Origin of the sequence: Marinobacterium weihaiense (assembly GCF_019061305.1) — a bacterium.
GTDB lineage: Bacteria > Pseudomonadota > Gammaproteobacteria > Pseudomonadales > Balneatricaceae > Marinobacterium > Marinobacterium weihaiense.
The window spans coordinates 23,744-35,799 of record NZ_JAHQZT010000024.1 but is presented as its reverse complement, the minus strand read 5'-3'; the positions used below and the strand labels follow the sequence as shown (position 1 = coordinate 35,799).

At 64.5% G+C, this 12,056-nt stretch carries 6 protein-coding genes; 5 read left to right on the top strand and 1 reads right to left on the bottom strand.

Annotated elements, in window-relative coordinates; translation table 11 throughout:
* Window positions 1-171: 171 nt before the first annotated feature.
* Complete coding sequence (gene fabI, locus KTN04_RS14110) at window positions 172-936, bottom strand: enoyl-ACP reductase FabI (RefSeq protein ID WP_217335879.1); 765 nt, start codon at window positions 934-936, stop codon at window positions 172-174.
* Window positions 937-1,073: 137 nt separating this feature from the next.
* On the opposite strand from fabI, the gene recC reads away from it, so the two are divergent.
* The 5 genes from recC (at window position 1,074) to KTN04_RS14085 (ending at window position 12,037) form a co-directional block, all read left to right on the top strand.
* Complete coding sequence (recC, locus tag KTN04_RS14105) at window positions 1,074-4,511, top strand: exodeoxyribonuclease V subunit gamma (protein ID WP_217335878.1); 3,438 nt, start codon at window positions 1,074-1,076, stop codon at window positions 4,509-4,511.
* Complete coding sequence (recB, locus tag KTN04_RS14100; protein WP_217335877.1) at window positions 4,508-8,263, top strand: exodeoxyribonuclease V subunit beta; 3,756 nt, start codon at window positions 4,508-4,510, stop codon at window positions 8,261-8,263. Before recC ends, recB begins: the two co-directional genes overlap by 4 nt.
* Window positions 8,247-10,298, top strand: coding sequence for an exodeoxyribonuclease V subunit alpha (gene recD, locus KTN04_RS14095; RefSeq protein WP_217335876.1), 2,052 nt, complete (start codon window positions 8,247-8,249; stop codon window positions 10,296-10,298). The genes recB and recD overlap by 17 nt, the downstream gene beginning before the upstream one ends.
* 97 nt (window positions 10,299-10,395) lie before the next feature.
* The gene (locus KTN04_RS14090; RefSeq protein ID WP_217335875.1) at window positions 10,396-11,055 is read left to right on the top strand and encodes a c-type cytochrome; all 660 of its coding nucleotides are present in this window, start codon (window positions 10,396-10,398) and stop codon (window positions 11,053-11,055) included.
* Between the two features lies 1 nt (window position 11,056).
* Complete coding sequence (locus tag KTN04_RS14085; RefSeq protein WP_217335874.1) at window positions 11,057-12,037, top strand: c-type cytochrome; 981 nt, start codon at window positions 11,057-11,059, stop codon at window positions 12,035-12,037.
* Window positions 12,038-12,056 lie beyond the last annotated feature (19 nt).

Genomic DNA, 12,056 nt, shown 5'->3' with positions numbered 1-12,056 from the left:
CTTCCCCATGTGAGAGTAGGTCATCGCCAAGCATTTATTCAGTGAAAACCCCGGTCTCGTTGAGATCGGGGTTTTTGCGTTTGGGGCCGGGGCCCACGGCAATACGACCGCTGCACACGGCTACGTCCGAGGGCCCCTCTGCAATCCTTGCCGGGGCCTTGTCATTGCGCCTTATGCCAGGACATGCTGGCCGGCATCAACATGAATCAGGCTGCCCGTGAGGTTGCGCGCCCGATCACTGATCAGAAACGCGGCCAGGTGACCCACATCTTCGGGGGTACCCAGGTGCCGCAGTGGTGCCTGCCGCTCTGCCTCGGCCATCAGCTGATTGAAATCCGTGATTCCGCTTGCTGCCCGTGTCGGCATGGGACCTGGTGAAAGCGCATGTACGCGAATCTGTTCCGGCCCCAGTTCGGCAGCCAGGTAGCGTACCGAGCATTCCAGAGCGGCCTTGACCGGCCCCATCAGATTATAGTGTTCGACGACCCGCTCAGCGCCCTGATAGCTCATGGTTAATAGCGTTCCACCCTGTTTCATCCAGGGACGTGCAAGGCGTGCCATGCGGATAAACGAGTGGCAGGAGACATCCATGGCTTGCGCAAACCCGTCCGCTGATGAGTCCACCAGCGCACCATGCAGGTCATCGAGTGGTGACCAGGCGATGGAATGAATGACAAAGTCCAGCTTTCCCCAGAGTGTTCCAGCCTGTTCGAAGACCTGCCCCAGTTCGCCTGAATTGGCCACATTGCACGGCAACAAAAGTGCGGCCCCCAGACGTTCGGCCAAGGGTTCCACGTGAGGCCGTGCCTTTTCGTTCAGATAGGTCAACGCCAGCTCCGCGCCCTGCTCTCGCAGTGCCGATGCGCAGCCGAACGCGATGCTGTTGTCATTGGCAACGCCGAACACCAGCCCTTTCTTGCCTGTCAGGTCGAGCATGGACAGTTCTCCGATTCGTGTTTCAGTGGATGTTATCCCCGGCAGGTGACAGCAGGATGAAGTGGCTTGCGCGTACTCATGCAATCCGTGGGCACCAATAGTATGCTTGCCAGCAGACAGGGCAGGGGAGCAATGAAGTGACAGAACAGGGTACAGGGGCGTTGCCCAACGGGCTAGCTATTATCCACGGCAACCGGCTGGAATCACTGCGCGAGGTGTTGGTGTACTGGATGCAGCAGCATCCGCTGGGGGTGCTGGAGAACGAAACCATTCTGGTACAGAGTAACGGCATCGCCCAGTGGCTGCAGCTGGCACTGGCCCGCTCGCCTGAAGACCCGGAACAGCCGGGTTGTGGTATTGCGGCGGCCCTGGATATTCAGCTGCCCTCGGCGTTTTTGTGGCAGGCATATCGATCCGTACTGGGGCAGGAGCGCGTCCCGCCAACCTCGCCTTATGACAAGTCCCGCCTGAGCTGGCGTTTGCTGCGTCTGCTGCCTCAACTGATCGAGCAGCCCGAGTGTGCACTGCTGCGTCAGTTTCTGGCGAATGATCGCACCGAGCGCAAGGCCTACCAGCTGGCCGAGCGCCTGGCCGACCTGTTCGATCAGTACCAGGTGTACCGGGCCGACTGGCTGCAGGCTTGGGCCCGCGGGGACGATTATTTGCTGGATGCACAGGGCCAGCCACAGCCACTGCCGGAGGATCAGCGCTGGCAGCCGTTGCTGTGGCGTGCCATTCGTGCCGACCTGTCCGACGCCGAACGCGGGCTCAGTCGTGCCGATCTGCACCAGCAGTTTCTGCAGGCCTGCTCGGCTCTGCGGTCGCGCCCGACGGCATTGCCCAGGCGAATCATCATTTTCGGCATCTCGGCACTGCCGCAGCAGTTCATCGAGGCCCTGGCCGCCATGGCCCGTCACACGCAGGTGATTCTGTGCGTCCACAACCCCTGTCGCCATTATTGGGCCGACATCATTGACGGCAAGGAGCTGCTGCGCAGCAGTCGCCGGCGCCAGGTGCTCAAGCCCGGCATGCCGACCGAGGTCAGCGATGCGGATCTGCATCTGCATGCCCAGCCGCTGCTGGCAGCCTGGGGCAAGCAGGGGCGTGACTATATTCGTCTGCTGGACCAGTTTGACGAAACCGCGGAATACCGCAGCTGGTTTGAGCGCATCGACCTGTTTGACGAACCGACGGCGGAGTCGACCGGATTGCCTATGCTGCAGCAGATCCAGCAGGACATTCTGGAGCTGGAACCGCTGCCCTGCAGCGCCAGGCTATTGAGTGAAAGTGATCACTCACTTTTGTTCAGTGTCGCCCACAGCCGCCAACGTGAAGTCGAAATACTGCACGATCAGTTGCTGCAGTGGTTGCAGGATGACACCACACTGCGACCGCGTGACATCATGGTCATGGTGCCGGATGTGAACCAGTATGCTCCCCATATCCGTGCCGTGTTCGGCCGCCTGTCGCGCCGTGACCCTCGCTTCATTCCCTTTACCCTCAATGATCAGCAGAACCGTGGCCAGGCGCCCTTGCTGATTGCCCTTGAGCTGCTGTTGTTGCTGCCACAGGAACGCTTCGGTACCAGCCAGCTGTTCGATCTGCTGGAAGTGCCGGCGGTACGCGAACGTTTCGGCATGGACGAGGCGGACCTGCCCCGGTTACAGCACTGGATTCGCGACTCCGGCATTCGCTGGGGGCTGGATGGCGCCCAACGCGCCGGACTGGGTCTGCCCGAAGGGCTGGAGCAGAACACCTGGCTGTTCGGGCTCAAGCGCATGCTGTTGGGCTACCTGATGGGTGAAGACGCCACCTTTGACGAGATCGAGGCCTACGCCGAGGTGGGTGGGCTGGAAGCGGCTCAGGCGGGGCCTCTGGCTGAGCTGGTCATGGCACTGTTGCACCTGCGTGAGCACTTGCTTACCCCGAAGAAAGCGCCGGAGTGGGGCGTGGTGCTAGCGGAACTGCTGGAGCGCTTCCTAGTACCGGTCAGCGATCAGGACCTGATATTGATGGAGCGCCTGACCCAGCGGCTGCAGCAGTGGCTGGAGGCCTGCAGCGAAGCGGCACTGGATGACCCCTTGCCGCTGGAGGTGGTGCGGGACAGCTGGCTGGATGGCATCGACGAGCAAAGCCTGTCCCAGCGTTTCCTGGCTGGAGCGGTCAACATCTCCACGCTGATGCCGATGCGTGCCATTCCGTTCCGGCGGGTCTGCCTGCTGGGCATGAATGATGGCGATTATCCCCGAGTGCAGCCACCAATGGACTTTGACCTTATGGCCGGTCGCTATCGCCCGGGCGATCGATCCCGACGCGAGGATGATCGTTACCTATTCCTGGAAGCCCTGTTGTCGGCACGGGATGCGCTGTACATCAGCTGGGTCGGTCGCAGCGTGCGAGACAACGCCGAACAGCCGCCCTCGGTGCTGGTGGCGCAGCTGCGGGATCATCTGGAGCAGGGCTGGTGCACGGCGGATGGCGGGCCGCTGCTGCCTGCGCTGACCACCGAGCATCCGCTGCAGCCGTTCAGCCCGCGCTATTTCGAGAACAATCCGCGGCTGTTTACCTATGCTCATGAATGGCGAGAGGTGCATGAGCCGGCGCCAGCCGCTACGGTCGGGCTGTCGGCGGCGCCTGAAGTGCCGCAGACACTGTCGCTGAAGATGCTGCAGCGCCTGTTGCGCTACCCGGTGCGTACCTTCTTCAACCAGCGCCTGAATGTCTGGTTCGACACCCTGGACGAGGTGCAGACTGAGCACGAGCCCTTCCGCTTCGATCGTCTGGACCAGTTCCGGCTGGGCTCGGAGTTGATCGCGGCCGGGCTCAAGGCCGACAGTCACGAGGCCGGCATGGCGGCGCAGCTGGCCCGCTGGCGACGGGCCGGCGAGCTGCCGCTGGGGCCCTATGGCGATCGAGCCCTGCGCGAGATCGTCAGTCCGGCGGCCTCGACCTTGCGTCATCTGCAGCAGCTGCAGGCACACTGGCAGCCGCGCGAGGCGCCCGTGGAGATCGGCCTGACACTGCGGGCCGGTGAACACTCGGTGATGCTCGAAGACTGGGTCGGCGGCCTGCACCAGCGCGAGGGTGAAGAGTACGCCCTGATTCTGTCATCGCCCCAGGCGATCAGCGACAAGGGCCAGCCCCGCTGGCATCGACTGGTCCGCGCCTGGGTCGATCACCTGGCTCTGAGTGCAAGTGGGTACTCACTGACAACCTTTCTCGTCGGGCCCGATACCTGCGCACGGGTACGGCCACTGCCGGCAGACCAGGCCCGGGCTCTGCTGGATGGCCTGCTGGCACGCTACCTGTCGGCACTGCAGGCGCCGGCTCCCCTGGCCTGTCGGGCCGGCCTGGCACTGTTGACGGCGCCGGTCGACAAGGATCCGGTTGACGCCGCCCGCGCGGTGTATGCAGGCAACGCTCGCATGCCGGGTGAAGGCAGCACCGACCCCTGCCTGCAACGGGCCTGGCCCGACTTTGACGCCTTGCTGAACGCAGGGCTGGAGGACTGGGCACAGGCACTGTATCAGCCCCTGATTGATCAGGGCGAACTGCTTCAGGGAGGAGACGCATGAACACATCCCCTATTGTCGATGGCCCGCAGGCGCTGGATCCGCTGACCTTTCCGTTGCAGGGGCAGCGCCTGATTGAAGCCAGTGCCGGTACCGGCAAGACCTTTACCATTGCCGCGCTGTATGTGCGCCTGGTCTTGGGACATGGCGGCGAGGCAGCCGGGTTCGGCCGGGCCCTGTTGCCGCCCGAAATTCTGGTGGTCACCTTTACCAATGCCGCCACCCGTGAACTGCGTGACCGCATCCGGCGGCGTCTGGCGGAAGCGGCACAGGTCTTCCGCGGCAATGCCCGGCCCGACCCCTTCCTGCAGCAGTTGCTGGAGGCACCGGACTATGCCGACCCTGATGCCCGGTCGCGGGGGGCGCGCCAGCTGGAACAGGCCGCCGAATGGATGGACGAGGCGGCGGTGTACACCATTCACAGCTGGAGCCAGCGTATGCTGACCCAGCACGCCTTCGACACCGGCAGCCTGTTTCACCAGCAGCTGGAACAGGATGACAGCGAACTGCTGGCGGAAATGGCACGTGATTACTGGCGCAGCTGGTGCTATGCGCTGTCGAGCGAAGCGGCCGAGGCGCTGAGCGAACTGGCGGCGGACCCGGACAGTCTGCTGCAGAGCGTTCGTCCCCTGCTGCAGCCCGGCGAGCAGGAAGTGCGTTATCAAGGACAGCCGGTCTCGACGCCCCAGTCTCCGGCCGACTATGCCGCCTGTCTGCAGGCTTGGCTGCCGCACAAGCGGCGCCTGGAACAGCAGGCACGTGCGCTTTGGGCCGCCGAGCAGGCCGATATCGAGGCCATGCTGAGCCGTGCCATCGAAACCAAGGTACTCAACAATCAGAGCTACCGCCCCGCGTCCCTGCCGGATAAGCTGGCGGAAATGGCCGCCTGGGCGGCGGGGGAGGCGCTGTCGGCAGACCGGCTGGCCCACTTTGGTGCTGCCAAGCTGACCGCCAAGACGGCTAAGGCCAAGCAGGGGCAGACACCGGATCACCCGGTATTTACGCAGTTGCAGCAGCTGGTGGATTACCTGCAGGAGGCGCCACCAGTACAGCCGGTACAGGTACATGCCGCCGGCTGGATTCAGCGGCGCTTCGAGCAGTCCCGCGAGCGGGCGGCCACGCTGGGCTTTAACGACATGCTCAGCCGGCTGGATACGGCCCTGCAGGGCGAGGGAGGCGACCACCTGGCCGACACCATTCGTCAGCAATACCCGGTGGCGCTGATTGACGAATTTCAGGATACCGACCCGCTGCAGTACCGGATCTTCCGCCGTATCTATGCCGATGCACATGCGGCGGACACGCGCCGGGCCCTGCTGATGATCGGTGATCCCAAGCAGGCGATCTATGCCTTTCGCGGCGCCGATATTCATACCTATCTGCAGGCCCGCGAGGATACCCGCGGCCATCACTACACGTTGGGGCGCAACTTCCGCTCCGCCGCACCGCTGGTGGCCGCCGTCAACCGGCTGTTCAGTTATGCCGAAGCCGAGCAGCCCGGCGGAGCCTTTCGCTTTGCCCGCGCCGAGGACAACCCGCTGCCGTTCACGGCGGTGGATGCCAACGGGCGTCAGGACGTGTTCGAAGTCGAGGGTGAGACGCCGCCCGCACTGACCCACTGGCTGATCGGCGGTGAGGATGACGGCATCAATATCGGCGATTACCGTCAGCAGCAGGCGGAGCACTGTGCCAGCGAGATTGGCCGACTGCTGCGCCTGTCAGCCCGTCAGCAGGCCGGTTTTCGCGCCCCGGACGGCGCGCTGGCGCCGCTCAAGCCCAGTGATATTGCCATCCTGGTGCGCAGTGGTAGCGAAGCCGCCACCGTACGGGCCTCGCTGGAGCAGCGTGGCATCCGCAGCGTGTACCTGTCCGATCAGGCTTCGGTGTACGCCAGTGCCGAGGCGCAGGACTTGTGGCGCTGGCTGCGGGCCTGCGCCGAGCCCGAACAGAGCGGTCGCCTGCAGAGTGCCCTGGCGACCGGCACCCTGGGGCTGGATTATGGCGCGCTGGAGCGGCTGCACCGCGACGAGCAGCACTGGGAGCAGGAGGTGGAGCGTTTTCGCCTGCTGCGCGACATCTGGCAGCGCCAGGGAGTGCTGCCGATGGTGCGTCATCTCCTGGACGAATTTGAGCTGCCATCCCGCCTACTGCAAGATGCCGGTGGTGAGCGAGTGCTGACCAACTTGCTGCATCTGGCGGAGTTGTTGCAAACGGCCAGTACCCAGCTGGAAGGGGAGCTGGCGCTGATTCGCTACCTGCAGGAGCAGATCCTCGACAGTCGCAACAGCCGTGATGAACACATCATGCGCCTGGAAAGCGACGCCGACCTGGTGCAGGTGGTGACCATTCACAAATCCAAGGGCCTGGAGTATCCGCTGGTATTCCTGCCGTTCATCTGCAGTTTTCGCGAAGTCACCGCCGACAGCGGCAGTTACCGCTATCAGTCCGGCGCCATCAGCGTGCTGGAGCTCGACAGCCAGGATGCCGACGCCAAGGCGGCGGCCGAGGCCGAACGTCTGCAGGAGGACCTGCGCCTGCTGTATGTGGCCCTGACCCGGCCGGTGCATGCCTGCTGGCTTGGCGTGGCCGCCATTCGGCACGGCCGCTCACTCAGCGTACACAAGAGTGCCTTTGGCCAGCTGCTGGGCTGCGAACCGAAGACCGACAGTGCCCGGCTGGAAGAGCGCCTGCAGGCACTGGCCCGGGACAACGAGATCCTGGTCACGGCGCCGCCATCGGTCAGCACCGAGCGCCTGGCAGCCGTGACGAACGAGCAGGGCCTGCATCCGGCCCGACAGTGTCTGCAGCCGGTGGCGCGCGAGCGCTGGTGGATCGCCAGTTACAGTGCCATCAGCCAGCTGCAGGGGCGAGTAGCGCCGGAGGTGGAAGCGACGGCCGAGGCGGCGGATACGGCTCGGGATGAGACCGCACGCGAGAGCCGCGACGAGCCGAAGGTGGCGGCGGCCGTGGTCGAGTTTGCCTACGATCCCCACCACTTCTGGAAAGGCCCCCAGGCGGGGGTGTTTCTGCACAGCATGCTGGAATGGGCGGCCGAGCAGGGCTTTGCCCGTGCGGCCACGGATGCGCCTGCCCGCCAGGCCTATCTGGCACCGCGCTGCCAGCGCCGTGAATGGCAGCCCTGGCTGTCGGTGCTGGATGCCTGGCTGGTGCAGCTGCTGACGACGCCGCTGGTACTGCCGCTGGCCGAGCGTCCGCTGGCGCTGGCCGACCTGCAGCACTGTCAGCCGGAGGTGGAGTTCTGGTTTGCCGTGGCTGACGTGCCGGTCAGCCGGTTGGATCGGTTGATCCGGCAACAGGTGCTGCCGGGACAGCCGCGGCCGGCGCTGGCGCCGCAGATGCTGGGCGGGATGCTCAAGGGCTTCATCGATCTGGTGTTCGTGCATGAGGGGCGTTACTGGGTAGCGGACTACAAGTCCAACTGGCTGGGGCCTGACAACAGCCATTATAGCCGCGAGGCGATGCAGGACGCCGTGCTGGAAAAGCGCTATGACGTGCAGTACGTGCTCTACCTGCTGGCGCTGCACCGGCTGCTCAAGGCGCGCCTGCCGGGCTATGCAGCCGATCCGCGTGCCGGCTACGAACGTCATGTCGGCGGAGCCCTGTATCTGTTTCTGCGTGGCATCGACGAACCCGAGTATCACGGCTGCTGCATTGAGCGGCCGGATGCCGCCCTGATCGACACACTGGACCGTCTGCTGGCAGGCGAGGAGGATTTCCATGAGCGCGCAGACTGATCTCTTCGCCGTTCCGCGCCGGCACCCGGCGCTGTTGCAGGTTGAAGCCCTGGAGGCCCTGCTGCAGCGCTGGCAGGAGCGCAACTGGATTCGGGCGCTGGACCTGGCGCTGGCACGCTTCCTACGCCAGCTCGATCCCGACGCATCGCCGCTGGTACTGCTGGCCGCGGTATTGACCAGCCACCAGCTGGGCCGGGGTCATATCTGTGCCGACCTGGATAACTTGCTGTCGGCGCCGGACGCGGCGCTGTCTCTGCCGCCGGATGGCGAGTTCGGCGAAGCGCTGCCGGATCGGCCGGCCGAGTTGCTGCAGGGGCTGGACCGCACGGACTGGCTGGCGGCTCTGCAGGCCTCCCGCTTGGTCAGTCGCGAGGATACTGCCGCACCCCTGCGGCTGGAGCCGGACAGTACCCGCCTGTACCTGTATCGCCAATGGCGCTACGAAGTCGAGGTGGCCGCAGGCCTTCATGCCCGCCTGCAGGCTCTGCCGGTAGACGAGCCGGCACTGCGGCGTCAGCTGCAGGGACTGTTCGGCGGCGTGGAGGGACGGCTGGACTGGCAGCAGCTGGCCTGCGCCCTGGTGGCGGGGCGTCGTTTTGGCATCATCACCGGCGGACCGGGGACCGGCAAAACCACCACCGTCGTGCGCCTGCTGGCCCTGCTGCAGAGCCAGGCCCGTGCGGGCGGGCGCAACCTGCGCATCCGTCTGGCCGCGCCCACCGGCAAGGCCGCGGCGCGTCTGACCGAGTCCATCAGCGGTGCCGTCGGCAGTCTGGATGAACCCCTGCAGCAGGGCATACCGCGGGAGGTGACTACTCTGCACCGGTTGCTGGGCGCACGGCCGGGTACGCGCCGTTTTGTCCACAACGCCGATAACCCTCTGCATGCCGACCTGGTGGTGGTGGACGAAGCCTCGATGATCGACCTGGAAATGATGCATCAGCTGTTGCAGGCCTTGCCGCGCCAGGCGCGCCTGATTCTGTTGGGCGACAAGGATCAGCTGGCTTCGGTGGAAGCCGGCTCGGTACTGGGTGACCTCTGTGCCGAGGCCGATCGGGGCGGCTATGACGCGCAGACACTGGCGCGCCTGCAGCGTCTGACCGGGCTGGATGTGGCCGCCTGGCAGGCGGCCGAAGGAGAGGCCTCGACGCAGCCGCTGGCGCAGTCCATCGCCATGTTGCGGCACAGCCATCGTTTTGGTGCGGACAGCGGCATCGGCTCGCTGGCGCGGGCCGTCAACAGCGGCCAGCCGGAGGACGTGCATCGCGTGCTGGCACAGGGCTTTGCCGATTTGGCGCAACTGCGCCTGCAAGGGGCGGAAGACCGTGCCCTGGAGCGACTGGTGATGCAGGGCGGACCACAGGATGCGGCCGCGCAGGGGTATCGTCACTATCTGCAGCGGCTGCAGGCGGAGCGGCCGTCACAGGCGGACGCGGCGGCGCTGGATGACTGGGCGCGCCAGGTACTGGAAGCCTTCGGTCGCTTCCAGCTGTTGTGTGCGCTGCGCCGTGGGCCCTGGGGTGTGGAGGGCCTGAACGCGCGCATTGCCGGTGCGCTGGCACAGGCCGGCCTGATCGAGCGTACCGAAGGCTGGTATGAAGGCCGACCGGTGCTGGTGACCCACAACGACTACGGCTTGGGGCTGATGAACGGCGATATTGGCATGACCCTGGCTCGTCCCGATGATGCGGGCGAAACCGTGCTGCGGGTGGTGTTTCCGCTGGCGGATGGCAGCCTCAAGTGGGTGCTGCCCAGCCGGCTACAGGCGGTGGAGACCGTCTATGCGATGACGGTGCACAAGTCACAGGGGTCCGAGTTTGCCCATACTGCACTGCTGCTGCCGCCCGCCGTCAATCCGGTGCTGACGCGGGAGCTGGTCTACACCGGGATCACCCGGGCCAGCCAGTGGTTCACGCTGGTACTGAGTCATCCGGCACGGCTGGACGACGCCGTACGGGCACGGGTACGCCGCGCGAGCGGCTTGCGCCTGCGCCTGACCGGCACCGACCTTGTGCCGGATCAATACAACGTTTGAGGCAGATGTTAGGCTGTCCCTGTAGTTACCTAATGGAATAAAATGCTGTCTTTTAAGCATAAACTTAATTAGGCAGGTGCAATATGGGGAGAGTGCCATGTTGAAACGAAATGGACGACTGATGCTGGCCGGTGCCCTGCTGGTCAGCAGCGCGGTTCAGGCACAGGGAGTGGCGGCCGACGGCCAGCAGGTAGCGATGCAGGGGGATGGCAGTGGTGCGCCCTGCATGGCTTGCCACGGCATGGATGGTGCCGGCAACAACGCGGCCGGTTTCCCGCGTCTGGCGGGGCTGGATGCCGCGTACATTGCCAAACAGATCCGCGATTACAATGCGGGTACGCGGGTCAGCGGCGTCATGCAGCCGAATGTGGATAACCTGACCGAACAGCAGATTCTGGATGTATCGGCGTATTACGCGGCTCAACCGGTGCCCAAGGCACAGACTGGGGGCGATGCCGAGCTGCTGGCATTGGGTGAAAAGCTGGCCAAGCGCGGTGACTGGGATAACTACATTCCGGCTTGCGAGAGCTGTCACGGGCCGGACAACCAGGGCGTCGGTGCCAGTTTCCCGGGACTGGCCGGCCAGCATGGCAACTATATTAAGCAGCAGCTGAATGCCTGGCGCAGCGGGGCGCGACACAACGACCCCAATCAGCTGATGACTGGCGTCGCCGAACGCCTGAGCGAACAACAGATTGAAGCGGTCGCGGCCTACCTGGGGTCTCGACAGGCCGTGGCAGCCGAGGGAGGGCAGTAACATGACACGCAACCTGATGATACTGATGGCCGCCGCCACCTTGAGCGCCCCCGTCATGGCCAGTGAACCCAAGGTGCCGATCAACCTGCCGGCGCCCAAGGAAGGCCAGTACGTGCACCAGGCCCCAACTATTGATGACCTGATGGCCGACGAGTCGATCAAGCCTCAATTGCGCGAGGTGATTCTCAAAGGCTATGACATGTTCATGAACACCCAGCAGTACCGTGGCAAGTACGTGTTCAACGACATGAGCTGTAAAACCTGCCACATGGGTGAAGGCCGCATGAACGGCTCCGGCCCGGTTTGGCCCGCCGTGACTACGCTGCCGGACTTCCGTGGCAAGAACAAGCATGTCAACTCGGTGGAAGAGCGTATCGCGGGCTGCTTTGCCTACTCGATGAACGGCACGCCACCGGCCTACGGCAGCGATGATATGCTGGCCATGGTCGCCTACCACCAGTGGCTGGCCAAGGGCGCTGAGGTGTACGAAACCAACATCGCTGGGCGTGGTTTCCGCCATTTGGGCAACAAGATTCCAGATGATGTCAGCTATGACAAGGGCCAGGCCGTGTATGAGGCCAATTGTGCCATCTGCCATGGTGACGATGGCGCCGGGCAGAAAAAGGATGGCCAGGTCGTGTTCCCGCCGCTGTGGGGTGACGGCGCCTACAACTGGGGGGCCGGTATGACGCGCATTTTCACTGCAGCATCGTTCATCAAGAACAACATGCCGTTGAGCAAGCCCGGCTCTCTGACCGACAACGAGGCCTGGAACGTGGCCTGGTACATCAACAGCCAGGAGCGCCCGCAGGATCCGCGTTATACCGGCGATGCCCGCGACACCCGCGAGCAGTTCATCGGTTTTCACAAGCACACCCGTTACGGCACCGAAGTGAACGGTAAGGTGCTGGGCCAGCATAACAACACCGGCGAAAAGCCGTTCCTCAAGCCGGCCAACCTCAAACCGCGCACCTTCGAGTAAACGTCTACCCTGGCGGGGC